Annotated in this window: 24 protein-coding genes; 18 read left to right on the forward strand and 6 right to left on the reverse strand. The window is 56.5% G+C overall.

Annotation, left to right across the window (positions count from 1 at the left end):
- Positions 1-9: 9 nt before the first annotated feature.
- Positions 10-933 carry a PA3225 family LysR-type transcriptional regulator gene (locus ACA071_RS07460; protein ID WP_427627303.1) on the reverse strand — a complete coding sequence of 308 codons (924 nt, stop codon included), beginning with the start codon at positions 931-933 and terminating at the stop codon, positions 10-12.
- A 49-nt stretch (positions 934-982) separates the two neighbouring features.
- On the opposite strand from ACA071_RS07460, the gene ACA071_RS07465 reads away from it, so the two are divergent.
- The 13 genes from ACA071_RS07465 (at position 983) to ACA071_RS07525 (ending at position 15,633) form a co-directional block, all read left to right on the forward strand.
- The gene (locus ACA071_RS07465) at positions 983-1,297 is read left to right on the forward strand and encodes a 3-phosphoglycerate kinase (protein WP_497643776.1); all 315 of its coding nucleotides are present in this window, start codon (positions 983-985) and stop codon (positions 1,295-1,297) included.
- 229 nt (positions 1,298-1,526) lie between these two features.
- The gene (locus tag ACA071_RS07470; protein ID WP_123507765.1) at positions 1,527-2,126 is read left to right on the forward strand and encodes an FMN-dependent NADH-azoreductase; all 600 of its coding nucleotides are present in this window, start codon (positions 1,527-1,529) and stop codon (positions 2,124-2,126) included.
- 247 nt (positions 2,127-2,373) lie between these two features.
- The gene (locus ACA071_RS07475) at positions 2,374-3,240 is read left to right on the forward strand and encodes a carboxylate/amino acid/amine transporter (protein ID WP_497643777.1); all 867 of its coding nucleotides are present in this window, start codon (positions 2,374-2,376) and stop codon (positions 3,238-3,240) included.
- Between the two features lie 298 nt (positions 3,241-3,538).
- Positions 3,539-4,054, forward strand: a complete 516-nt coding sequence (locus ACA071_RS07480) for an Hcp family type VI secretion system effector (protein WP_033058787.1) — start codon at positions 3,539-3,541, stop codon at positions 4,052-4,054.
- 119 nt (positions 4,055-4,173) lie between these two features.
- The gene (locus ACA071_RS07485) at positions 4,174-7,080 is read left to right on the forward strand and encodes a type VI secretion system Vgr family protein (RefSeq protein WP_497643778.1); all 2,907 of its coding nucleotides are present in this window, start codon (positions 4,174-4,176) and stop codon (positions 7,078-7,080) included.
- Positions 7,077-11,789, forward strand: a complete 4,713-nt coding sequence (locus ACA071_RS07490; RefSeq protein WP_497643779.1) for an RHS repeat-associated core domain-containing protein — start codon at positions 7,077-7,079, stop codon at positions 11,787-11,789. The genes ACA071_RS07485 and ACA071_RS07490 overlap by 4 nt, the downstream gene beginning before the upstream one ends.
- Positions 11,790-11,807: 18 nt before the next feature.
- Positions 11,808-12,404, forward strand: coding sequence for a hypothetical protein (locus ACA071_RS07495; protein ID WP_497643780.1), 597 nt, complete (start codon positions 11,808-11,810; stop codon positions 12,402-12,404).
- Positions 12,405-12,578: 174 nt separating this feature from the next.
- A complete protein-coding gene (locus ACA071_RS07500) occupies positions 12,579-13,061 on the forward strand; it encodes a DUF4265 domain-containing protein (RefSeq protein ID WP_497643781.1) in 483 nt (160 codons plus the stop codon).
- A 66-nt stretch (positions 13,062-13,127) separates the two neighbouring features.
- Positions 13,128-13,430: a PAAR domain-containing protein gene (locus tag ACA071_RS07505; protein WP_497643782.1), complete on the forward strand. Its 303-nt coding sequence runs from the start codon at positions 13,128-13,130 to the stop codon at positions 13,428-13,430.
- Positions 13,431-13,528: 98 nt separating this feature from the next.
- Positions 13,529-14,143 (forward strand): Imm43 family immunity protein, encoded by a 615-nt coding sequence (locus tag ACA071_RS07510; protein WP_497643783.1) that lies wholly within the window; start codon positions 13,529-13,531, stop codon positions 14,141-14,143.
- A 104-nt stretch (positions 14,144-14,247) separates the two neighbouring features.
- The gene (locus ACA071_RS07515) at positions 14,248-14,865 is read left to right on the forward strand and encodes an Imm43 family immunity protein (RefSeq protein WP_497643784.1); all 618 of its coding nucleotides are present in this window, start codon (positions 14,248-14,250) and stop codon (positions 14,863-14,865) included.
- Between the two features lie 72 nt (positions 14,866-14,937).
- Positions 14,938-15,279: an immunity protein Imm33 domain-containing protein gene (locus tag ACA071_RS07520; RefSeq protein WP_497643785.1), complete on the forward strand. Its 342-nt coding sequence runs from the start codon at positions 14,938-14,940 to the stop codon at positions 15,277-15,279.
- 90 nt (positions 15,280-15,369) lie between these two features.
- On the forward strand, positions 15,370-15,633 hold the full coding sequence (locus tag ACA071_RS07525; RefSeq protein WP_497643786.1) for a PAAR domain-containing protein: 264 nt from the start codon (positions 15,370-15,372) through the stop codon (positions 15,631-15,633).
- Positions 15,634-15,655: 22 nt separating this feature from the next.
- Here ACA071_RS07525 and ACA071_RS07530 read toward each other — a convergent pair whose 3' ends face one another.
- Positions 15,656-16,954: a mechanosensitive ion channel family protein gene (locus ACA071_RS07530; protein ID WP_475271493.1), complete on the reverse strand. Its 1,299-nt coding sequence runs from the start codon at positions 16,952-16,954 to the stop codon at positions 15,656-15,658.
- Positions 16,955-17,147: 193 nt separating this feature from the next.
- Between ACA071_RS07530 and ACA071_RS07535 the strand changes: the two genes are divergently transcribed.
- Positions 17,148-18,494, forward strand: coding sequence for a DEAD/DEAH box helicase (locus tag ACA071_RS07535; RefSeq protein ID WP_497643787.1), 1,347 nt, complete (start codon positions 17,148-17,150; stop codon positions 18,492-18,494).
- Positions 18,495-18,557: 63 nt separating this feature from the next.
- Here the strand turns inward: ACA071_RS07535 and ACA071_RS07540 are convergent, their stop codons facing one another.
- The 3 genes from ACA071_RS07540 to ACA071_RS07550 all read right to left on the reverse strand — a co-directional run bounded on the left by ACA071_RS07540 (position 18,558) and on the right by ACA071_RS07550 (position 20,320).
- The gene (locus ACA071_RS07540; RefSeq protein WP_497643788.1) at positions 18,558-19,157 is read right to left on the reverse strand and encodes a hypothetical protein; all 600 of its coding nucleotides are present in this window, start codon (positions 19,155-19,157) and stop codon (positions 18,558-18,560) included.
- Positions 19,158-19,169: 12 nt separating this feature from the next.
- Positions 19,170-19,754, reverse strand: a complete 585-nt coding sequence (locus tag ACA071_RS07545; RefSeq protein WP_497643789.1) for a papain-like cysteine protease family protein — start codon at positions 19,752-19,754, stop codon at positions 19,170-19,172.
- Positions 19,755-20,044: 290 nt separating this feature from the next.
- Complete coding sequence (locus ACA071_RS07550) at positions 20,045-20,320, reverse strand: hypothetical protein (protein WP_497643790.1); 276 nt, start codon at positions 20,318-20,320, stop codon at positions 20,045-20,047.
- A gap of 326 nt (positions 20,321-20,646) precedes the next feature.
- Here ACA071_RS07550 and ACA071_RS07555 point away from each other — a divergent pair, with 326 nt between their 5' ends.
- From ACA071_RS07555 to ACA071_RS07565, 3 genes are all read left to right on the forward strand, one after another.
- On the forward strand, positions 20,647-20,841 hold the full coding sequence (locus tag ACA071_RS07555) for a hypothetical protein (protein WP_497643791.1): 195 nt from the start codon (positions 20,647-20,649) through the stop codon (positions 20,839-20,841).
- A 126-nt stretch (positions 20,842-20,967) separates the two neighbouring features.
- A complete protein-coding gene (locus tag ACA071_RS07560) occupies positions 20,968-21,192 on the forward strand; it encodes a hypothetical protein (RefSeq protein ID WP_497643792.1) in 225 nt (74 codons plus the stop codon).
- 140 nt (positions 21,193-21,332) lie between these two features.
- On the forward strand, positions 21,333-21,728 hold the full coding sequence (locus ACA071_RS07565; RefSeq protein ID WP_497643793.1) for a hypothetical protein: 396 nt from the start codon (positions 21,333-21,335) through the stop codon (positions 21,726-21,728).
- A 176-nt stretch (positions 21,729-21,904) separates the two neighbouring features.
- Here ACA071_RS07565 and ACA071_RS07570 read toward each other — a convergent pair whose 3' ends face one another.
- Complete coding sequence (locus ACA071_RS07570) at positions 21,905-22,645, reverse strand: SDR family oxidoreductase (protein WP_497643794.1); 741 nt, start codon at positions 22,643-22,645, stop codon at positions 21,905-21,907.
- A 103-nt stretch (positions 22,646-22,748) separates the two neighbouring features.
- Here ACA071_RS07570 and ACA071_RS07575 point away from each other — a divergent pair, with 103 nt between their 5' ends.
- Positions 22,749-23,654, forward strand: a complete 906-nt coding sequence (locus ACA071_RS07575) for a LysR family transcriptional regulator (protein WP_497643795.1) — start codon at positions 22,749-22,751, stop codon at positions 23,652-23,654.
- The last annotated feature ends 47 nt before the right edge of the window (positions 23,655-23,701 follow it).

Here is a 23,701-nt window from a genome sequence, read left to right on the forward strand (position 1 = left end):
AACTCCGTGTCAGGCTTGTTCAGGGGCGGCGAACGGTGCATCCAGCGGCGCGGTGTCGAAGGTGCGCAGCAGTTCGATGAGGATTTGCGTCGCCGGGCCCATGGGTTTGTCCTTGTTCGAGTACAGATAGAAACTCGGGTTACGGCTGCCACCCTGGTCCAACGGTAGCAGCTTGAGCGTACCTTCCTTCAATTCCCGTTCGATCATGTGCCGGGGCAGCCAGGCAAAACCCAGGCCGCTGCTGACAAAAGTCGCTGCAGTGGCCAGGCTGCCGACGGTCCAGCGCTGTTCGGCGCCGAGCCAGCCAACGTCCCGTGGCTGCTGGCGGCCGGAGTCGCGGATCACCACTTGCATCTGGGTTTCCAGGTCCTGGAAGTTGATTTCGCGGTTTAGGCGATGCAGCGGGTGTTCGGGGTGGGCGACGGCGACAAATTCGACGTCGCTCAATTCCGCACCCAGGTAACCGGGAATGCTCAGGCCGGTGATGGCCAGGTCGGCCACGCCTTCGAGCAGGACTTCTTCCACGCCCGACAATACTTCTTCGCGCAGCCGCACCCGGCAGCCACGGCTTTGCGGCATGAACGCGGTCAAGGCGCGTACGAGGCGGGCGCTCGGGTAAGCGGCATCGACCACCAGCCGCACTTCCGCTTCCCAGCCTTGCTCCATGTGGTGGGCCAGGTCTTCCAGTTGGCTGGCCTGTTTCACCAGTTGCCGCGAGCGGCGCAGCAACACGCCGCCGGCCTCGGTCAGCACGGCTTTGCGGCCGTCAATGCGCAGCAGTGGCACGCCGAGCTGGTCCTGCATGCGGGCCACGGTGTAGCTGACCGACGATTGCGAGCGGTGCAGCGCTTCGGCGGCCTGGGCGAAACCGCCGTGGTCGACCACGGCTTGCAACGTTCGCCATTGATCAAGGGTCACGCGGGGCGCTTTCATGATGAGCTCCTCTTGTCCTAAGCTGGCAGTCCTTATTGGAGACTGCCGAATGAAAAAATTCTGTTGTGTGGTGTTGGCGCTGATGCCGTTGACTGCGTTTGCCTATCCGATCGATGTTCAAAAACAGCTCAATGGCATGAGCATCGACTACAACGCCTACGACACGGACAACGACATCGCCTCTATCCAGGTCAACAACTACGGCAGTACGGATGCGGTGTGTAAGGTGGTGTTCAACAATGGCCCGGAAGCACCGCGCACCCGCACGATCGACGTGCCGGCCGGCAAACACAAAAATGCCACCGCCAAGTTCACCCGCACCATTATCAAGATGCGTATCAACCTGAGCTGCTCACCTAAATGAGATGAAACCCTGTAGGCGCGAGGCTTGCCCGCGAAGGCGGTGTCCCCGTCGACATCAACGTTGAATGACACGGCCCCTTCGCGAGCAAGCCCGCTTTCAAAGAGTACGCTCAGCTTATAAACGAATTTATCGATGCTTTATAGCAGTTATTTGCGCTTTTTCATCGATATAACTCTGTTTAACCTCCACTCCATCGACCTACAGCATTCTCAGATGGAGGCTACATCCCATGTCCCGCGTTCTGATCATCGAAAGCAGCGCCCGTCAGCAAGACTCGGTTTCCCGTCAGCTGACCCAGACCTTCATCAGCCAATGGAAAGCCGCGCACCCAGCGGACCAGATCACCGTCCGTGACCTGGCCGTCAACCCGGTGCCGCACCTGGACATCAACTTGCTCGGCGGCTGGATGAAACCTGCCGAACAACGCAACGACATCGAACAGGCTTCTCTCGACCGCTCCAACCAATTGACTGACGAACTGCTGGCTGCCGACGTGCTGGTCATGGCGGCGCCGATGTACAACTTCGCGATCCCGAGCACCCTTAAAGCCTGGCTCGACCATGTGCTGCGTGCTGGCGTGACTTTCAAGTACACCGACACTGGCCCACAAGGTCTGCTCAGCGGTAAACGTGCCTACGTGCTGACCGCTCGCGGCGGGATCTATGCCGGTGGCCCGGCGGATCACCAGGAACCGTACCTGCGTCAGGTCATGGCCTTCATCGGCATCCACGACGTGACCTTCATTCACGCCGAAGGCATGAACCTGGGCGGCGACTTCCAGGAGAAGGGCCTGAACCAGGCCAACGCCAAGCTTTCCCAAGTGGCTTGAGGCTTTAATCGCCAGATAATCCCTTGATGTTCAAGTGACCTGGCGCAACCCCTTCAAGGCTTTACGCGCATCGAACCTCCCTTTGCACTTGTTGCTCCTGAGTGCTGTAGCCCGATTGAACGCTTTAGCGAGATCGGGCTTTTTTTTGCCCGGGATTTGGTGAGTCGACACAAAACCACTGTGGCCTGATGATTCGCAGTGAAGAGTAAAACCCGCTATCGTCGCCGCCATTCGAAACGAGGCGAGCATGGGCTATCTACTTTTTGTCACGCTGATCCAGGCGTTTTCCTTCAGTTTGATCGGCGAGTACCTGGCCGGGCATGTCGATAGCTACTTCGCAGTGCTGGTGCGGGTGCTGCTGGCGGGGCTGGTGTTTATTCCGCTGACACGCTGGCGTTCGGTCGAGCCGGCGTTCATGCGCGGCATGTTGCTGATCGGCGCGTTGCAGTTCGGCGTGACCTATGTCTGCCTGTACCTGAGCTTTCGGGTGCTGACGGTGCCGGAAGTGTTGCTGTTCACCATCCTCACACCGCTGCACGTGACGCTGATCGAAGATGCGCTGAACCGACGCTTCAATCCCTGGGCCCTGGTCGCGGCACTGGTGGCGGTGGCAGGCGCTGCGGTGATTCGCTACGACCGGATCAACCCGGACTTTTTTATGGGTTTCCTGCTGCTGCAACTGGCCAACTTCACCTACGCCGCCGGGCAAGTGCTTTATAAACACCTGGTGGCCCGTCACCCGAGTGACCTGCCGCATTATCGGCGTTTCGGCTACTTCTACCTCGGCGCATTGGCGGTGGCGTTGCCGGCGTTCCTGCTGTTCGGCAAACAGAATTTCCTGCCCGAAGCACCGCTGCAATGGGGTGTGCTGGTATTCCTCGGCCTGGTCTCGACCGCGCTGGGGTTGTACTGGTGGAACAAGGGCGCCTGCCTGGTGAACGGCGGGACGCTGGCGGTGATGAACAACCTGCATGTGCCGGTGGGGTTGCTGATCAATCTGCTGATCTGGAACCAGCATGAGGAACTGGGGCGGTTGTTCCTTGGCGGATCGGTGATCTTGATGGCGGTATGGATCAGTCGGTTCGGCATACGTCGGGCGGCATTGGCGTCGTGATGCAAGTGCGCAAGAAGTTGCGCACTCATTTTCAAAAAACAGCTCGAAAAACCGCTGCAAGCCACGCCGTTAAAGGCTTACAGCCAAGTGCGCAAGAAGTTGCGCAGTACTGCGCAACTTCTTGCGCACTTTGACGGCTTTTCCTACGGTAAAAATCGAATAATTCCCCGCCTACGGGCTGCAAACCCTTGAAGCGTAATGGCCACATGATGGCTGGCACGACTTTTGATACCTCCTTCGCCAACTGGGCAGGCAATCACGCCGTCCGGTCCTGTCTTTTGAGCAAGGAGAGCATCCCATGGCAACACCTGCCTACATGTCCGTCACTGGCGAAAAACAAGGCCTGATCACTGCTGGCGCATTCACCGCTGACTCCGTTGGCAACACCTACCAGGAAGGTCACGAAGACCAGGTCATGGTTCAGGCGTTCAGCCACGACGTGATCATCCCGCGTGACCCGCAGTCCGGCCAACCAACCGGTCAGCGCGTTCACAAGCCAGTTGTAATCACCAAGGTCTACGACAAGGCTTCGCCACTGCTGCAAGCGGCGCTGACTTCCGGCGAGCGCATGAGCGAAATCGTTATCCAGTGGTACCGCACTTCGGCCCAAGGGACCCAAGAGCACTACTACACCACCAAACTGGAAGACGCGATCATCGTCGCCATCAACAACAAAATGCACAACTGCCAGGACCCGTCGAACTCGCACTTCACGCACCTGGAAGAAGTGCAGTTCACCTACCGCAAAATCACCTGGACCCACGAAGTCTCCGGTACTTCGGGTTCCGATGACTGGCGTCTGCCGGTCGCCTGATTCAGGTCGACTGTTGTACCGCCTCGGCCCCAGCGGCTGAGGCGGTTTGTTGTCCCTAAAGATTTTTTTGCAGTCGTCGATTGTGGACGCCTGCCGCAACATCGCATGAGGAACACGGAATGTTCGCACCGGCCAATCAGACTCACTTTGCCCTGACTATCGACGGGGCCGACAACTATTTTCAGGTGCTGTCGTTCACCGGCCGGGAAGCGCTCAACCAACCGTTCGAATTCGAACTGGAACTGGTCAGCGAAAAAGCCTCGCTGAACCTCGAAAGCCTCTTGCACAAACTGGCGTTTTTGCAGCTGACGCAAAACGGCACCGGCATTCACGGGCTGGTCTACAGCATTGCCCAGGGCGAGGCCGGCAAGCGCCTGACCCGCTACAAGATCTCGCTGCGCCCGCAGCTGGCGTACCTGGCGCATCGGGTCAATCAGCGCATCTTCCAGCAGATGACCGTGCCGCAGATCATTAGCCAGGTGCTGGAAGAGCACGGCATCCTCGCCAGCGAACACAAGTTCCAGCTCAGCGCGGTGTACCCGGAGCGGGTGTACTGCGTGCAGTACGACGAATCGGACCTGCAGTTCGTCCAGCGCCTGTGCGAGGAGGAGGGCATTCACTACCACTTCCAGCACAGCGCCAGCGGCCACTTGCTGATGTTCGGCGATGACCAAACGGTGTTCCCGAAACTCGCTCCCGTGGCCTATCAGCAAGACACCGGACTGGTCGCCGATCTACCGGTGATCAAGCGTTTCGGCCTGCGCGTGATCACCCGCACCAGCCGCACCACCCGCCGTGATTACGACTTCACCAAACCGAAAATCGAGCTGGAAAGCGCCGCCAAAAGCGCCGCCAAACCGGACCTCGAAGACTACGATTACCCCGGCCGTTTCGTGGATCGCGAACGCGGTAAACACCTGGCCAATCGCGCCCTCGAAAGACACCGCAGCGACTATCGCCTCGCCGAAGGCAGCAGCGATCAACCGCTGCTGGTGACCGGGCATTTCCTCGCCCTGACCGAGCACGCCAACCCTGCGTGGAACGACCTGTGGCTGCTCACCGAAATCTTCCACGAAGGCAAACAGCCGCAAGTGCTGGAAGAGGTGATCAGCAGCGACGTCACCGACTTGAAAGACGATTTCCACCAGGGTTATCGCAACCGTTTTTCCGCGACTCCGTGGAACGTACCGTACCGCCCGCCGTTCGATCACCCGAAACCGAAAGTCCTCGGCACCCAGAGCGCGGTGGTCACCGGCCCTGAAGGCGAAGAGATTTTCTGCGACCAGTACGGCCGGGTGAAGGTCCAGTTCTTCTGGGACCGCGAAGGCCAGCACGACGACAAAACCAGCTGCTGGATGCGCGTGGCCTCGAACTGGGCGGCGCAGACCTTTGGCTCGATCAACCTGCCACGGGTCGGCATGGAAGTCCTGATCACTTTCCTCGAAGGCGATCCTGACCAGCCGCTGATCACCGGGTGCCTGTACCACGGCGCCAACCTGCCGCCGTACAAACTGCCGGACTTCAAAACCCTGGCCACGGTCAAAAGCAAGGAATACAAGGGCAGCCGCACCAACGAACTGCGCATCGACGACACCACCAGCGAGATCAGCATCGCCCTGCGCAGCGACCATGGCGCCAGCGCGATCAACCTCGGCTACCTGACCCATCCACGACCGTCCGGCGGACAGCCGCGTGGCGAAGGCTTTGAGCTGCGCACCGACCGCCATGGCGCGGTGCGCGCGGCCGCCGGGTTGCTGATCACCACCGAACCCCGGCCCAACGAATCCAAACACCACAAGGACCTGCCGGAAACCGCCGAACGCCTGGCCACGGCCAGCGAGCAGCAAGACGGTTTTGCGATCCAGGCCAAGGAACTGCAAGCCCAGGATCCCGGCGATCAGGACGACGTGGCCAAAGCGCTGCACGCCCAGCACCAAGGCATTCTCGGTAGCGGCCCGGCGAACATGAGCGCCAACGAATTCCCCGAGTTCACTGAGCCGCATCTGGTCTTGGCGAGCCCGGCCGGCATCGCCCTAAGCACCCCGCGTTCCAGCCACATCGCCACCGGCGAACATTTGGCCCTGAGCAGCACCGGCCACACCAGCCTGTCGATCGGTAAACGCCTGCTCGCCAGTGCCAGTCAGGGCATGCGCCTGTTCGTGCAAAACCTCGGCTGGCGGCTGGTCGCGGCGTCCGGCGACATCGATGTGCGCGCCTTGAAGGACAGCATCAACCTGCTGGCCAAACTCAACATCACCGCCAACGCCGACCGCATCACCATCACTGCGAAAACCGAACTGGTGATCCAGGGCGGCGGCAGCGCGACGACCTACAACGCGGGCGGCATCACCCACGCGACCACCGGGCCATACACCGCACACGCGGCGAATTTCGCCTACACCGGGGCGAAAAGCCTGGCGGGTGTATTCCCCGAACCGCCGAAACCGGGCAAGGGCAATCTCGAGTTGTTCAACCAGTACGCCGGGTTGCAGGGGATCAAGGGCGGTGACTTTGAAGTGATCGACGCCTTGGGCAAGAGCCTCAAAGGCACGCTCGATGCCAAGGGGTTTGCCACGGTTTCCGGGGCAGCACCGGGGCCGGCGCGAGTGGTGTTTGGCAAGGACCCGGCGGACACCTGGAGCGATGGCAGCTACATCGGCAAACCGGAATGGCCGCTGCAACCGCCGAGCGCCGAGGACATTCCCGGCCCGGTGCAGTCGATGGTTGCGCAGGTCTTGCCGAGCAAGAACTGGGACGTGCTGGAGCAAGGCAAAAACCTGGCCCAGACCGGCATGAGCGCCGTGCAATCCGCCCAAGGCGCGATGCAGACCGCACAGCAAATCAAGGGTGCAGTGCAGGGCGGGGTTGCGGGTTTGCCGAAACTCGCCAGTGCCGCGATGCCAAGTGCCTCAAGCCTCCTCGGTGCCGCCCGCAAAAGCGGCAAGTTGCCGAGCCTGCCGGCCGTCACACCTCCCAAGACCTCCTTTAAAACCCCGGGCCTTCTGGCCGGTGAGATGCTGTCATGACCACTGAAATCGTAAAACGTGAACCGCAGGTTGCCATTGTTCCGCTGAGCGCTATCGACGTTCAGGACGTCGCCAGCAGCGCGGCAGTCTTCGACGCCTGGCTGCAATCCGCCAGCGGCGGCGTGGTCACCCTCGACCGGATCAAGAACGTCGCCGGGGCCTTGCCGGTGGTGGGCAACATCATGGCGCTGGTCGATGCGCTGGGTGACATCGTCACCCTGTCGAATGCACAGAAACGCGACCTGCTCGCCTGGGCCAGTCTGGGCATTAACCTGATCGGCGTACTGCCGTTACCGCCGGCCATGGCCGCTGCACGCATGACCCTGCGCCCGACCCTGTTTCTGGTGCGTCAGGAAATGAAGGCCACCACCAAAGCGCTGCTCAGTGCATCCGTGATCGAAATCCTGATCGGGCACTTGAACGCGTCCATCGTCGGCACCCTCGATGACTTCGTGGAGCAAGCTAAAGGCAAGCTGCCCGGCATCCTAGCGGACGCTGGCAAGCTTGGCGAAGATGTCATCAACGAAATCGCCAAAGGCCTCGAAAAAGTGGCCAACGGCAAGCTCGATGCCAAGGGTGATGCTCAGGCCGCCAGCCAAAAAATCAGCGCTGCGGGCGACCAACTGCTAAACGATCCCCTCGCGGCGATCGACAATATTTTCGGGGCCGCTGCCAGCGCGTATAAGGCCGCAGGCAAGGGCCTGGCCAATAGCGCGGCCGATCACCTGCTGCCCGATGACATCAAAGAACGAGTGGCCACTGAGACCAAGAAGCTGCGGGCGATGGGGCCTGAACTGCGCACCCAGTTGAGCAAGCTCGATGATGAGTCGGTGCAGAACTCCATCGGCTGGTTGCTGGTGATCCTGTCCGGCGCCGTCACCGTTTGGCGTAAGCGCAATGCTCATGGTCAGAGCGCCGGGGTCAAACCTGACAAGACCAGTCAGGCCAAGCGCACGGAGTCCGAAGGTGGTTTGGGGGCCAACAGTCATCAGGCTCCAGCAGCGAATGCCGCTAATGGTAAGAAAAACGCCACCTGTACCGGCACCTGCAACAGCATCAGTTTTGCCTTGGGTTCGGAAAGCCTCAGCCACACCGATTTCAGCCTGCCGGGGCCGTTCCCGGTCGAATGGTCACGCACCTACAATTCGCGTCTGAGCGCTTATGACCAGAGCGAACTCGGTGCACGCTGGATCACCGAGTTCACCACGCGTTTCGACTGCGTTAACGATGGCCTGAAGTTTCACGACGCTGACGGTCGCAGCCACAATTACCCGCTGCCCAAAGTCGGCCTGTTCCACTACGACGCCATCGAAAACATCACCCTGGTACGCGCCAGCGAAGACCAGCTCCTGCTGTGCCGTGGTTTCGAGCGCAAGGAAACCTACGTCCGCCATGGCCAGCGCTTTGTGCTGACCAATATTTCGCTGCGCAACGGCGCCGGGATCATGCTGCATTACGAGCATCGTCACGGCGAACTTTCGGTGCTGTCGGACCTGATCACCTACCTAGAAAACGACATCTGCAAAGTTCATCTGCACCTCGGCACGCTGATCGATGATCAAGGCCGACTGATCGGCCTCTGGCAAGTCGTTGACGGTGCTCCGCTGCGCCAACTCTGTGCTTACCAGTACGATGCGTATGGCGACCTGATTCAGGCCCAGGACGAGAACGGAGCCGCTTGGTCCTATCAGTACCAACATCACCTGATCACCCGTTACGCCGACCGCACTGGTCGCGGCATGAATCTGGAGTGGCAAGGTGTTGGCGCCGACGCCAAGGCCATCCGCGAATGGGCCGACGACGGCAGTTTCGACACCCGTCTGGAATGGGACGAAAACATCCGCCTGACCTACGTCACCGATGCCCATGGCAACGAGACCTGGCACTACTACGACATCCTTGGCTACACCTACCGTATTCGCCATCCGGATGAGCGCTCGGAATGGTTTTTCCGCGATGACGCCAAGAATGTGATTCGTCATGTCCGTACGGATGGCAGCACGGATCGCTACACCTACGACGAGCGTGGCAATCGCCTTCAACACATCCGCGCCGACCACACCGTGATGCATTACGCCTACGACGATCAGGACTTGCTGATCAAGATCAGCGATGCCGAGGGCGGCCAGTGGCAACGGGCCTACGATGATCAGGGCAACCTGGTCGAAACGGTCGATCCGCTGGGCAACAAAACCGAATACGCCTACAACAAATCCGGCCAACCCACCGCGATCAAGGACGCCAACGGCAACGAAAAAGCCCTGGCCTACAACGACGCCGGGCAGATGGTGGAATATGTCGATTGCTCGGGCAAAACCAGTGCTTGGGAATACAACGAACTCGGGCAGATGATCTGCTTCACCGCCCCGGCTGGGCAGAGTACCGAATACGAATACAAGGCTGGTCAACTGGTATTGATCAAACACCCGGACAAGACCGAAGAGCGCTTCGAGCGCGATGCCGAAGGTCGGTTGTTGGCGCATGTTGATGGTCTTGATCGCTGCACCACGTGGAGCTACAGCGCCGCCGGTTTAATTTCCGAGCGGGTCGATGCCGCCGAGCAAACCTTGCGCTACCGCTGGGACCGTCTTGGCCGGTTGCTGGCCCTGGAAAACGAAAACGAACAACGCGCGCACTTCCACTACGACCCGATCGGTCGCCTGTTGGAAGAAACCGGCTTCGACGGTCGTACCACGCGTTATCAGTACGACGCCGAGACCGGGCGCCTGGCCCACACCGTCAACGGCGAACGCGTGATCTCGGTCAACTTCGACCCCATGGGCCGTTTGACTGAACGTCGCGCCAACCTGGGTGACAAGTCGCAAAGCGAGATCTTCGCCTACGACGGCAACGGTAATCTGGTCATGGCCAGTAATGCTGATAGCCGTCTGCAATGGTTCCACGACCCGGCCGGCAACCTGCTGCGTGAACACCAGCATTACCTCGGCTTGGAACAACCCACGGTCGCGATCTGGCAGCACGAGTACGACGTGCTCAACCAGCGTGTTGCCACCGTGCGCCCGGACGGCCACCGCGTCAGCTGGCTGACCTACGGCAGCGGCCACCTGTTGGGCCTGCGTCTCGACGAACACGAACTGATCGGCTACGAACGCGACGACCTGCACCGCGAAGTCGCCCGCCATCAAGGCAATCACCTGCTGCAAACCCAAAAATGGGACCCGGCCGGCCGCTTGCAGGAACAACTGCTGGGGCGCAGCGACGACCCATCCACGCTGCTCAAGCGCGAGTACAAATACGACGCCGCCGGCCAACTGACCGACATCAACGACAGCCGCCGCGGCCCGCTCGCCTATCGCTACGACCCGGTCGGCCGCCTGCTCAGCGCTACCACCCGCCAAGGCGTGGAAACCTTCGCCTTCGACCCGGCCAGCAACCTGCTCGACGCCAAAACCGCCGAAATCCGCCGTCCACTGGACCAGACCCCGCCACGCAGCAAACTGGTCGACAACCTGCTGCGCGAATACGCCGGCACCCACTACGACTACGACGAACGCGGCAACCAGATCCAGCGCTGGCACAACGGCACCCGCAGCGACCTGCAATGGGACCTGTTCGATCGACTGGTGCGCTTCGAAGACCCACGCCTGGCCGTCGATTTCGCCTACGACGCGTTAGGACGGCGCCTGCATAAAAACTCCAGCGCCCACTACAAACAGCGCCCCGAAGCCGGCTCACAATGGAACCGCAGCGAACACGCGCGCAAACAACGGGAATACGGCTGCGGCTTCACCCTCTACGGCTGGGACGGCGACAACCTCGCGTGGGAAAGTAGTCCGGCGCAGACCGACGGCGCCCCCGGCCGCACTGTCCACTACATCTTCGAACCCGGCACCTTCGTCCCGGTCGCCCAAGCCGTGCGCCACGCACCGATCAATCTGCTCGGCCAACCGGATTACAGCGGCGAGTACAGCCTCGACGAAGATCCGCTGTGGAATCACAAGGCAACCGCCTCAGCGTTTGATGCGTTGGCGTGGTACCAGTGCGATCACTTGGGTACGCCGCAGGAATTGACTGACCCGCAGGGCAACATGGCTTGGACCGCGCAGTACAAGGCGTGGGGACAGGTCACGGAGCAGCGTTCGGAATGGGCGCGGCAGCACGGGGTGGTGAACCCGATACGGTTCCAGGGTCAGTACCACGATCATGAGACGGGCCTGCATTACAACCGGTATCGGTACTATGATCCGGGGGTTGGGCGGTTTGTTAGTCAGGACCCGATTAGTTTTGCCGGGGGGACGAATTTCTATCAATACGCGTCCAATCCTGTCATATGGATTGACCCGCTTGGGCTCGCTGCTGATGGGCAGTTAGGTACGTATGGTAGCCTCAATGGCGGTAGCAATGTCGGTGATCAGTTGGAGGTACATGAACTCGTCAGGCATGAGTCTCTCGTTCAAATGGGGTGTGCTAATAAAAGGCGCCGCAACAAGGCCAACCCATCTATTGCTATAGACCCGACAAGACATGACGCTATTCACTCGAACGAAAACGCTTTGGCGCGAACTCATCTAGGCTTGGGGGTTAATGAATTTGATTTTGACCCAGCAACGGGTAAACCGTCTAAGCGGCAAATGGACGTTTGGCAAGGGGCCATTCGTCAGTCGGGAATATCAGCTTCACAGGCCCGACGGCTTAGAAAGCGCTCGGGTCAATATGTAAATTCACTTAACTGCTGCTGCGATCAATAACTGAGTGGAGAGATGCGGATGTTTAACGAACTGATTTTTAGCCATGAACCGCCTACAATTCATGATGCCTATGCGGGCGGTGGTGTCTATCTTCCAAATCATATGGCTTGGCCTTGCTCGGCTGACGGAACCCCTCTCACACATCTAGCTTCTTTTCCTGGAAGTTGGTTTTCAGATGAGTTGATGGATAAATCGTATTGGGTTTCTGTGTTTGTACCTTACGTATCGGGTGAAGTTGGTCACTATCGAAAGCTCCGCGCAAGTAATGGAGGGTCTGAAGCGGTTGTTTTAGGATATATTCGTGCAAGTGACGAACGAAATGAAGCCTCTGATAAGATTTTAGATTGCGGAAAAATCCTGCTTTCGGAAAATTCCGACTCAGATGATGATGAGAATTTAGCGTCTAAGTTGGATGGCGTAGATGCTTGGTTGCAGGCGCCTATTTCGTCAAATATAGGGCGTAGAAGAGTCTCTATTTATGGTGGTGATCTTGATGTTGCGCTACCTCGTAACAAAGGCATACTTTCGGATGGTATGGGCTACCTTTTTTTGAGTGAGAACTTTTCAGAGAAGGCGATCGCCGAAAATGGCAGGTTCTTTCTGCAGTTAGGTTAGAGCAAGATACTTGAGCGCTCAGAGTACAAAGGGTTCAAATTCGAGTTGGGTTGAAGCTTCTAATGCACGCATGAGAGTGAGCAGCAGTTTGAAATATGCTATTCGTTTGGGCGATTGCGCTAGTACTGAAGAAATGGCCGTCGTGTGTTGAGCGTGGATGCTGTGGAACCACTTATGGAAGACAAGCAATCACCTGTACTGATTCAGGTATATATGGCTGACGACGATGGAGCTGTTCGTGAGGAGTTGCTCGCTCGTCAGATTGATCAGGACACTTACGAGTTGCTCTCCTCGCCTGGCCTGGCGCAAAATCTGGCGAGGGGGGACATTATTTCAATCAAGAATAAAAATGCACCGGCGGAGCTTTTGAAGCGGGGCGGTAATTTCTGTATTCAAATCTACGCCGATTACATTCCTCCGGAAGATATAACTGCGCTTGAAAACGACGTCATTCGTGAGTTTGATGGAACGTTAGATGGCGTATTTGAAGGCAATTTATCGCTAGCCGTCCCAGCAAAAAATGGAATGGAGAGAATCAATGAGTTTTTCTATAGGTTTCGCGAAAAAACCGGGATTCAATGGTATTACGCGAACGTCTATAAAAATCTCGATGACGACGATGATGAGACGCTTTTGTACTGGTGGTTGGACCGCTGATGACACACGTAGTGTCCAGCGGGCTACCAATCTCATGGCGATCACTTCTGATTAAGGATAAGCATAGTGAAAGACATCATTCGCTTGGGCGACTCCACCAGTCACGGAGGGGTGGTACTTGAGGCGTTCTCCCAGACCGACCTGAACGGCAAACCAATTGCCGGTGTCGGCCACAAAGTCAGTTGCCCACTGTGCAAAGGGGTTTTTCCGATTGCCGAGGGCAGCAGCACCTACACCGTCGGTGGCATTGCGGTGGCGCTGGACGGCATGAAAACCGCATGCGGTGCTGCGCTGATTGCCAGTGGTCCAAAGGGGGCTGTTCATGCAGTTCGTGGAGGAGGTTTTTCTCTTGGGGAGCGGCCAATGTGAAAAATAAAATAGATCTGTCCCCCTATATCCTCGGTTGAGAACAAGCACTATCGGTGCCTGGGACCAGACAGGTCAGACTTAGATAAACAGGAGTAGCTATGGAATATTACGTGCTTTCTCAAAAGGAAGAGTCTGGCTGTCCAGTTGGCTTCTTACGTGCGGATCTATACGATAAGTTTTATCCAAATACAAAGGGTGTTGAATTCGGCTTTTTTCCTTGGTATGCGGAGAAAATTAATTACAAGGTTCATGCCCCCTACCCAGAAGGTATGGTGCTGATATCGAAAGACAAGTTTTATGATTTCGATATTCGCAGTATTTCGCGTTTTTATATAGTCAGTGATGAGTTTTTGTCTATTTGCAAAGTTCTAGATGTTGAGGTCACTGATAATGTGTCGATTCAGGTGGTGTCGACAAATGGGGAGTGCATATCCTCCAGGCAGTATAATGCAGTTCTTTTTAAAGAGCTGGATGCTCGGTCGGATACAGACCTGGCTTCGACATTTATTGAGGAGGATGGATTGATTTTCAGATTTAAGAAGTTGATCCTGCCTGAGTCCTTTAAGTATGATCTGTTTAAGTTTAAAGGATTGATTTCTGGAAGTAATACGTTGATTTGTTCTAGCGCTTTTAAAGCGCGTGCGACAGGACTTAAAGGAGTAGAGTTTACTCCTTTGGAGAATGTGATTTGGTCGGCTGTCAAACCGATTTGAGGAGCGCGCAATATGTACAGTGGGTGCGGCAAGCTAAGAAAAACTCGAGCAGTCAGTGTCGCAGAGTTACGAAATTTAGTTTCGCTCGCAGGCGGTTTGGATTTATGAGCCATTATGTGCTTTCGCAATCGGAGGAGATCGGCTGTCCGGTAGGGATTTTGCACGCCGACCTATTTGACAAGTTTTATCCGAGCACAAAGGGTGTGGAGTTTGGCTTTTTTCCTTGGTATGCAGAACAAGGAAGGCCGGAGCCGCGCACACCATTTCCTGAAGGAATGGTTTTGATATCCAAGGATAAATTTTACGATTTCGATATTCATAGTGTCGGGCGTTTTTTCTATGTGGTCAGTGATGAGTTTCTGAAAGCCTGTCGTAGTGTCAATGTCAATATTGTGGACGGTGTAAAAATCCAAGTGCTTTCCGAGGCAGGCGAGCGAATTTCCGAAAAAAATTACAATGCTGTGTTTTTTGAAGAATTGGATATCCGGCAAAATTGCGATCCGGCATCTACATTTGTTGAAGAAAATGGCAGGCCCATTAGGTTCAAGAAATTGATTCTTTCAGATGGCTGGAAACTTGATGTGTTCAAATATAAACGGCTTATTTCCGGTAGTGACAGCCTGATCTGCTCTCAATCATTCAAGGACTTGGCGGCTAACTTCAAGGGTATTGAGTTTACGCCGTTGGAAGACGTGCTTTGGTCCGGAGTTAGACGAATCTGAGGCTACCCAGGTTTGGAAATTGATTTTCAAGGACTGATTGGATACAGGCGAAAAGTCGTTCAGGAGGTTGCCGTGAGCATAGGTGATTCGGTTTGCCCAAGTGCTATGCAGAAAATCATCGGTGAAAGGTACGGGCTACCCATGCTTGCTCCCGAGGATAAGGTTGCGCTTGCAATGACGACGCTCGGCCAATCGCCTATTTATGGCAGCAGAGTCGAGATGCCTGAGGGCGGTGACGTGAGTTGGTTTATTCATAGCGGCGAATACTCGCCCGCGGAGAGATTTTATCAGCCGATTCACGCCAACCATCTGGAGGAAGTTCTGCCGCAGGTGGTGAATTATCTGTGGCTGCCAACAGGTTCGAAATTCATCATTGATACCGAAGGCTATGAAGAAGTCTGGATGGCTGAGTAATGACAAAAGGGCGCGGCCCCTTGATTTCACAGATACCTGTTCGATTCAGTTTTGATGTTGAACCAACTGCCCAGTCAAAGGAGTGACAACATGAAAGACGCCATTCGCTTGGGCGATTCCACCACTCACGGTGGCAAAGTCCTTGAAGCATTCTCCCAGACCGATCTCAACGGCAAACCCATTGCCGGGGTGGGTCACAAAGTCAGTTGCCCACTGTGCAAAGGGATTTTTCCGATTGCCGAGGGCAGCAGCACCTACACCGTGGGCGGTATTGCGGTGGCGCTGGACGGGATGAAAACCGCGTGCGGTGCCGCGCTGATTGCCAGCGGGCCAAAGGGCGCGGTGATTAGTTGAGGATCGAACAGGGGATGCGGTGCTACATGACGTGTTTTTCCGGCTCGGGAATGTGGCTCGCGCCCAACACCGCCGGCAGTAGCCCGGATCGTAGATCCCCGCCACTCGGCTGTTGATACAGGCTCAAGCCGAACTCCGGCAGCACCGCGAGCAGATAGTCAAAAATATCCCCCTGGATCCGCTCGTAATCGGCCCACGCGGTGGTGCGGGTGAAGCAGTAGATTTCCAGCGGGATGCCTTGGGCGGTGGTCTGCATCTGGCGGACCATGCAGGTCATGTTCGGCTGGATCTCCGGGTGGCTTTTCAGGTACGCCAGCGCATAGGCGCGGAAAGTGCCGATGTTGGTCATGCGCCGGCGGTTGGCCGACATCGCCGCGACGTTGCCCTGGGCTTCGTTCCAGGCCTTGAGTTCCGCTTGTTTGCGGCCGATGTAGTCGGTCAGCAGGTGCACCTGGGACAGTTTCAATTCTTCATCATCGCGGATGAAGCGCACGCCGCTGGCATCGATGAACAGGCTGCGCTTGATCCGGCGTCCACCGGACTGTTGCATGCCGCGCCAGTTCTTGAACGACTCGGACATCAGGCGCCAGGTCGGAATCGATACGATGGTCTTGTCGAAATTCTGCACCTTGACCGTGTGCAACGTAATGTCCACCACGTCACCGTCGGCGCCGACTTGCGGCATTTCGATCCAGTCGCCAACCCGCAACATGTCATTGCTGGTCAACTGCACGCTGGCGACGAACGACAGCAGGGTGTCCTTGTAGACCAACAGAATCACCGCCGACATCGCACCCAGACCCGACAGCAGCAACAGCGGCGAACGGTCGATCAACGTGGCGACGATGATGATTGCACCGAGTACGTACAAGACCATTTTTGTCAGTTGCACGTAGCCTTTGATCGAGCGGGTGCGGGCGTGTTCGGTGCGGGCGTAGATGTCCAGCAGGGCGCTGAGCAGGGCACTTGCCGCCAGCAGCAGGAACAGGATGGTGAACGACAGCGCGACGTTGCCGAGGAAGATCCGACTGGTTTTGCTCAGTTCCGGTACCAGGTACAGACCGAACTGAATCACCAGCGACGGCGTCATTTGCGCCAGCCTATGGAAGACCTTGTTGTGCCGTAAATCGTTGACCCAATGCAGCGCTGGCTGGCGGCCGAGCATTTTGGTGGCGTGCAGAATGAGGTAGCGCGCCACTCGTCCGAGGACCAGCGCCACCACCAGTAGCAGGATCAGCGCCAGGCTGGAATGCAGGAGCGGGTGCTGGTCGAGGGCGCCCCAAAGGTCTTGGGCATTGAGCCAGAGCTGTTTGATATCCATGGGCGAAAACGATTCTTCTGTAGGTTGCGTCGGGGCGATTAGAGCATTTAAGACGCTGTGGATGACGTTTGGGGACAAATCAGGCAACAAAAAAGCTACTGTTTACTGTCGTTTGCATAAAGAAACTCGGCCTTAGCGCTCGAAACCGTTACCCTATGCAGCTGTTTTTTTGTATTTCTTCGAGGTAGCACCCGTGTTTTCCCAATTCGCCCTGCACGAACGCCTGCTCAAAGCCGTGGCCGAGCTTAAATTTGTCGAGCCAACGCCTGTGCAAGCAGCGGCTATTCCGCTGGCGCTCCAAGGGCGTGACCTGCGGGTGACAGCGCAAACCGGCAGCGGCAAAACCGCTGCTTTTGTTTTGCCGATCCTCAACCGTCTGATCGGCCCGGCGAAAGTCCGTGTCAGCATCAAGACCCTGATCCTGCTGCCGACCCGCGAGTTGGCCCAGCAGACGATCAAGGAAGTCGAGCGCTTCGCCCAATACACGTTCATCAAGTCCGGCCTGATCACCGGCGGTGAAGACTTCAAGGTCCAGGCCGCCATGCTGCGCAAGGTGCCGGACATCCTGATCGGTACGCCGGGCCGGATGATCGAGCAACTGAACGCCGGCAACCTCGACTTGAAAGAAGTTGAAGTGCTGGTGCTCGACGAAGCCGACCGCATGCTCGACATGGGCTTTGCCGAAGACGTGCAGCGTCTGGTGGCAGAGTGCACCAACCGTCAGCAAACCATGTTGTTCTCCGCCACCACCGGCGGTTCAGGTCTGCGCGACATGGTCGCCAAGGTCCTGAACAACCCTGAGCACTTGCAGCTCAACAACGTCAGCGACCTGAACGCGACCACTCGCCAGCAGATCATCACCGCTGACCACAACCAGCACAAAGAACAGATCGTGAACTGGCTGCTGGCCAACGAGACCTACCAGAAGGCCATCGTGTTCACCAACACCCGGGCCATGGCCGACCGTATCTACGGCCGCTTGGTGGCGCAGGAATACAAAGCGTTCGTGCTGCACGGTGACAAGGACCAGAAGGATCGAAAACTGGCGATCGACCGTCTGAAGCAGGGTGGCGTGAAAATCCTCGTGGCCACCGACGTTGCCGCTCGCGGCCTCGACGTGGAAGGCCTGGACCTGGTGATCAACTTCGACATGCCACGCAGCGGCGACGAATACGTTCACCGCATCGGTCGTACCGGGCGTGCCGGTAACGATGGCCTGGCCATTTCGCTGATCTGCCACGGCGACTGGAACCTGATGTCGAGCGTCGAGCGCTACCTCAAGCAGAGCTTCGAGCGCCGCACCATCAAGGAAGTCAAAGGCACCTACGGCGGACCGAAAAAGGTCAAGGCTTCGGGCAAAGCCGTTGGTGTGAAGAAGAAAAAAGTCGACGCCAAAGGCGAGAAGAAGAAAACCGGCGCCAAGGCCCCGACCAAGCGCAAGATCGCTAACCGTCCGAAGACCGACGCTCTGTCGCTGGTCAGCAAGGACGGCATGGCGCCGCTCAAGCGCCGCAAGCCGGAAGCACCAGCCGCTGAGTAAAGCGCTGGAGCGTTCCAATAAAAAACCCGGACAGTGTCCGGGTTTTTTTATGTCCAGCGTTTGTCAGCTCCCCAACAGACCACTGGTGTCCGCATCAAAGCGTTGTTTGGCCTGATCCGCCACCGGTTTGAGCAAAGCAAGCAGTGCAGCCTCGCTGTACAGCTGAGTGACCGCCAGTTCCTTGGGTGTCGGCTCAATCGGGATCAGCACGTCTTCACTGTCGGCATGCAGCCAGATCGCGACCAGGTGAATGGCCGAGACAAACAGCACCCGCAGTTCCACGGTTTTACCCTTCAGTTGCGGCGACTGTTCCGCCAATTTCAACGCGCCGACCGTGGCGGCCGCGATGGCTCCGTGGTTCAGCGAGGCGAACTCGACATGACCGCGGACATCGGCCAATTGCGCATCGGCAATCGTCACGCCATCGGAAAACACCAGGTAATGCCAATCGCCGACCTTGGCATCTTTCAGACCTTTGCCTTGGCTCAAGTCCTCCAGGCTGAGCGAGTAACCACGGTAGGCTTCACTGAGGCTGATCTTGCTGGCCGTGGCGCTGGCGAACTGCCGATTGACGCCGAAGCCTTGGGTTTGCAGCGCGGCTTGAAGTGCCGGACGCAATGTTTGCACGCCGTTGGAAGGCGCCTTTGGATAAGTCAGTTGCATGATGTCGCCCTCCTAGTTTTTCACGGTGAAGTAAGTGTTGGTCCAGTTGCCGCCGCCGTTGTACGAACCGGGGAACGAGTTCAGCGCGCGGGTCGAGTAACCGTAGATGGAATCCGCGATCAACACGTAGTTGCCGTTGGTGCCATAGATCGTCAGGAAGTGCGCACCACCGCCGTACCAGGCACAGCGCAAACCAATCGGTCGGCCCATGTTGATCTGATTCTGGATGGCCGACATCTGCAACGAGCCTTGATTCATGCCGTTGAAACTGCGGGTGATCCTCAAGGCTGAATCCAGGTAGCCATACACATTGCACGGACCCGGTTGATTACAGCAGTTACGGTCCAGCGCCGCGGTGGCCACGCCGCACTGAGTCCAGGACCCGGTGCCGTAATAGTTGCCGACCGAGGCGGAAACCGCCGCCCAGCACCAGTTAGTCTGGGTTTGTGGCTGCATCGTGAAGTTGAGGCTGGCAGCGGCCAGTGCAGTGGCTTGTGCGGCCGATTCGATCTCGACCAGGTGCGGGTTGAGCAGGTGACCGGTCAGGCACCTTGGCAATGTTTCGCCGGTGAATTGCGTTGCTTCAGTGGTTAACATTTTTCAATCCTCCATGAGTGAAAACTAGCGTCCAGCTAGTGGGGGTGTAGCGGTGTTGCTGAGCGATCGGCGTGTGCGGTTTGCCATGTTTGATGGCCGATCCGATCCGGACTCGAGGTAACCTTAGGTATGAATATGCGTTTGTGCAAATAATTAAATGCACTAATGCAAATTCCAGATCAAAAGATTGCAGCCTTCGGCGGTACCTACGGGGATCGCGTACGACCGACGTTTATCGGACGAACACAAATCCCGGAGCTGCCGAAGGCTGCGATCTTTTGATCTTGGTTTTAACCCTCGGCTTTCTTGTCCGCCGCATTCAGCTCCTTCAACCGCTGATCAATCAACTGGCACTTGTCCGGCAGATCCGCGCTAGCCGTCCCCAGATCCATCTTCTGCAACTCATCGTTGATCTCCTTGGCCTTCTTCGGATTTTGCTGGGTGAGCTTGGTCACTTCCTTGGCCAGTTGTTCGCGCTTGGCGGTGGCTTCCTCGGGTGTGCAGGCCCAAGCGGGCAGGGCGCAGGCGAGGGTGGCGGCGAGGGTTAGTTTCAGCAGGGTTTTCATTGGGCAGGCCTCAGTTCCGGTTAAGGCGGGTTACCCGGTTGAGGGTTGTTTCGTGAGAAAAGTTCAGCGCAGGTGCGAGAGCTGGGAGAGCTGGGAGAGCTGGGAGAGATTGGTGATGGGCTATTTACGGCTACCCACCACAAGGCCACTATATTGATGTCAGAATGGTCTGCCTGAGTCTGGGCAAAAACTGTTCAGGTGTTTTGTAAGGATACGTATGGAGCTGAAATTTTATTACGCTGACGTGGAGTTCACCCCGTTGCACAGCAAGCTTTTCATGCCGTAGCCGACGTTTTATATAAATATAATTAGTACTGGTGGTTTAAATGGCTAGTGATAGGTTGGATTGGGGAAGTCGTGGAAAGACCGTTGAAGGCTTAATTGAGGAGCTTAATTCATTTGAGGATAAGAGTATTAAGGTTGAGATTTCTTTTGACAGTGGAATTACAAGTGTGCCAATAAGTGTTGTGGGTAAAATAAATGGGAAGTGTTTGTTGGTTAATATTGATCCGGAAGGGTGATTTTTACATCTGTTAAAAAGAGGTGGGTTTATTTTATTTGATAAAACAAATCTGTCCAGTTCGTTGCCTTTATTTTGAATAGGAGAGAAAAGTGGGCGAATTTACTTGTTTGGAAGGGTAATAGAAATGAGTAATGAAGTTTTAACACCTGAACTCGCATATCTTTCAATGTATGAATTTCTTGTGGCGTTGTATCAGCGAACAAAGTTGGATGATTTGGGTTCACTGTTGGGCAGTATGAGTTATCTTGCAGATGGCGAGACTGCCGACCCCGCAGTTTGGAAGGATTGGATGCGCTGCGTGAGTAAAGTCTTGGCCGGGCAAGGCGATGCTCAACTGATATTGGAATGATTTGTTGTCGGGGCATTTCATAAAATAAATCCGATCCCTTTTTTACAACAGATAAAAGAATACGAAAAAATAGGTGTTAAGTTTGTAAGTAGTATTGAGCAGCTTTTTTCTTACGGCGCAAGTAAAGGAGGTTTGTAGTTATGGCAGATTCTGCAATGATTATTTCTTCAGCGCTATTGACGGCAGAAGAGTTTCAGGCGTTTATATGTAGCAGCGGAGGGTCAGTTAAATTTGGCGAATTCCCTCGAGGAACGATAAGTAAAGGCGAGTCAGATATATGGTTGGCAATGTTGCCAAAAGATGTTTATGAGAGTTTTTATGATGCTGAGGATATTCTTGAATGGGAGGGTATTTTAGGTGCAACTCCACTGACACTCATTGAAATGAGATTGGACCATACACAGAGGTCTAGATTAATGTATCTGAACGGTTTCTTGAGTTTTGGTAAGCGCTGGAATTGTATTTTGCAAGATGTCGATGATTCAATTTTGTCCTGTGGTTTGGTTTGGGATAAGTATGGAGATATATTACGTTAACCTTTGGGAGCTATGGTGCGGACTTACTTGTTTGGCCGAACAAAGAAAAGGGGACGGATTTATTTACTTGGCCATGCAGCGAAAAATAAATCCGTCCTCTTTTGGTCTTTTTGGTCGGTAAAAGATAAATAATTTTGTCTCTTTTTATTGATTTAAAAACGCGGGTTTGACAGGGCTCACCGCATCATCAACCCTCCATCCACCGCATACTGGCTGCCAGTCACATAAGCCGCATCATCTGAAAGCAGAAACAGTGCCACTGCCGCCGCTTCGCTCGCCGTTCCCATCCGCTTCAATGCCAATCGACTTACTACATCTTCTTCAAATACTCGGCGAATGGGCTCGGGCATAAAACTCCGAAATGAGCTTTCTATAGGCCCCGGCACTAACACATTGACCCTGATTCCATGCTCACCCAGCGCCGCCGCAAAACAGCGCGCCATGGATATCAATGCGCCTTTGCTGGCCGCGTAGACGCTCGCCATGGGCGCCGCTTCATAAGCAGAAGTTGATGACGTGAGGACAACCGAGGCGCCCGGTTTAAGCAGATTTGTCAGGCTGGCGATTTGCAGCATCGGCCCTCGGGCGTTGGCGTTCATCATGCGGTCGAAAAACTCGGCGCGGGTGTCCTCGATCCCTGCGACTCGCGCATAGCCGGCGTTCAGCCACAGTCCATCGAGTCCACCCAACGCTGCGACCCTGTTGACCAGCTCTTCAGCTGCCGTCGGTTGTGAAGCGTCGTTCTGGAACACCAGGGCCTCGGCAGGTAACTTCCGTCGGGCATCATCCAGATGCGCCTGGCTGAGCCCGGTCACCGCCACCGACCCACCTTCTTCTACGATACGGACAGCCCCCGCCAGCCCGATGCCGCTGGTGCCCCCGGTGATCAGAATGCGTTTTCCGGTAAACCTGCCCATCCGTCGTCTCCTTGCTGTTTTGAACACAGATCCAGTATTACGGCAGGGGATTGCTTTGATAATGCGTTAGTATCGGGACGACTTATTAAGGAACCCATACATAATGCGAGGCAGTGAATACGCCCAGCTTCGGGCCTTTGTCGCAGTGGTCGAGCACGGTAGTTTCGTGCGTGCGGCCGCTCATTTGGGAATGTCGGCGTCAGCCCTGAGCCAGACCATCCGCCAACTGGAAGAGCGTCTGGACGTGCGCCTGCTCAACCGCACCACCCGCAGTGTGTCGCCCAGCGATGCCGGGGCTCGGCTGTTGTTGCGTTTGCAACCGGCGCTCAATGAGGTGGACGCGGCTCTGGCTGGGGTCACGCAAACGCCGGGTACGCCCAGCGGCCGACTGCGCATCAATGCGCCACGGATCGCGGCCATTCATTACCTGGCGCCGCTGATTGGTCCGTTCCTCAATACGTATCCCGGCGTGAGCCTCGACATCGTTACCGACGAGCGTCTGGTGGACATGGTGGCTGGCGGTTTTGATGTGGGCATCCGGCTTGGCGAAAGCCTCGATCAGGACATGATCGCCGTTGAGCTGAGCGGGCACCTGGAAATGATGGTCGTGGCCTCACCGGCGTACATCGAGCAATTTGGCACGCCACACACGCCTCACGATTTAAGCGAGCATCAGTGCCTGTCCTATCGCTGGCCCACCGATGGCAGCCTTTATCGCTGGGAGTTCGAGCGAGCTGGCGAACGCCTCGCGATTTCGGTCAATGGTCCGCTGGTGGTCACCGAGCCGGAGATGCTCACCCGCGTGACGCTTGAAGGGGCGGGGATTGCGTACCTGTTCGAGCATCAGGTTCGCGAGCACATTACTTCTGGAAGGCTGGTTCATTTGCTGCCGGAGTGGACGCCGGCCTTTCCGGGTTTTTACCTTTACTACCCGAGCCAGCGGCAGATGGCGCCGGCGTTGCGGGCATTTCTGGATTTTGTGAAGAAGCCGTTGCGGCCGGATTCCTGATTCGATTGTGGAAGCGAGCTTGCTCGCGATGGCGGTGTATCAGTCGC

This window comes from Pseudomonas sp. LBUM1646 (genome assembly GCF_059716165.1).

Coding starts and splice junctions, on each gene's coding strand:
- ACA071_RS07530 (WP_475271493.1), bottom strand. CDS start 16,954: ATGGATATCAAACAGCTCTGGCTCAATGCCCAAGACCTTTGGGGCGCC.
- ACA071_RS07550 (WP_497643790.1), bottom strand. CDS start 20,320: ATGAAAACCCTGCTGAAACTAACCCTCGCCGCCACCCTCGCCTGCGCC.
- ACA071_RS07460 (WP_427627303.1), bottom strand. CDS start 933: ATGAAAGCGCCCCGCGTGACCCTTGATCAATGGCGAACGTTGCAAGCC.
- ACA071_RS07485 (WP_497643778.1), top strand. CDS start 4,174: ATGTTCGCACCGGCCAATCAGACTCACTTTGCCCTGACTATCGACGGG.
- ACA071_RS07540 (WP_497643788.1), bottom strand. CDS start 19,157: ATGCAACTGACTTATCCAAAGGCGCCTTCCAACGGCGTGCAAACATTG.
- ACA071_RS07490 (WP_497643779.1), top strand. CDS start 7,077: ATGACCACTGAAATCGTAAAACGTGAACCGCAGGTTGCCATTGTTCCG.
- ACA071_RS07565 (WP_497643793.1), top strand. CDS start 21,333: ATGGCAGATTCTGCAATGATTATTTCTTCAGCGCTATTGACGGCAGAA.
- ACA071_RS07470 (WP_123507765.1), top strand. CDS start 1,527: ATGTCCCGCGTTCTGATCATCGAAAGCAGCGCCCGTCAGCAAGACTCG.
- ACA071_RS07515 (WP_497643784.1), top strand. CDS start 14,248: ATGAGCCATTATGTGCTTTCGCAATCGGAGGAGATCGGCTGTCCGGTA.
- ACA071_RS07575 (WP_497643795.1), top strand. CDS start 22,749: ATGCGAGGCAGTGAATACGCCCAGCTTCGGGCCTTTGTCGCAGTGGTC.
- ACA071_RS07560 (WP_497643792.1), top strand. CDS start 20,968: ATGAGTAATGAAGTTTTAACACCTGAACTCGCATATCTTTCAATGTAT.
- ACA071_RS07570 (WP_497643794.1), bottom strand. CDS start 22,645: ATGGGCAGGTTTACCGGAAAACGCATTCTGATCACCGGGGGCACCAGC.
- ACA071_RS07545 (WP_497643789.1), bottom strand. CDS start 19,754: ATGTTAACCACTGAAGCAACGCAATTCACCGGCGAAACATTGCCAAGG.
- ACA071_RS07510 (WP_497643783.1), top strand. CDS start 13,529: ATGGAATATTACGTGCTTTCTCAAAAGGAAGAGTCTGGCTGTCCAGTT.
- ACA071_RS07465 (WP_497643776.1), top strand. CDS start 983: ATGAAAAAATTCTGTTGTGTGGTGTTGGCGCTGATGCCGTTGACTGCG.
- ACA071_RS07495 (WP_497643780.1), top strand. CDS start 11,808: ATGTTTAACGAACTGATTTTTAGCCATGAACCGCCTACAATTCATGAT.
- ACA071_RS07555 (WP_497643791.1), top strand. CDS start 20,647: ATGGCTAGTGATAGGTTGGATTGGGGAAGTCGTGGAAAGACCGTTGAA.
- ACA071_RS07475 (WP_497643777.1), top strand. CDS start 2,374: ATGGGCTATCTACTTTTTGTCACGCTGATCCAGGCGTTTTCCTTCAGT.
- ACA071_RS07500 (WP_497643781.1), top strand. CDS start 12,579: ATGGAAGACAAGCAATCACCTGTACTGATTCAGGTATATATGGCTGAC.
- ACA071_RS07525 (WP_497643786.1), top strand. CDS start 15,370: ATGAAAGACGCCATTCGCTTGGGCGATTCCACCACTCACGGTGGCAAA.
- ACA071_RS07480 (WP_033058787.1), top strand. CDS start 3,539: ATGGCAACACCTGCCTACATGTCCGTCACTGGCGAAAAACAAGGCCTG.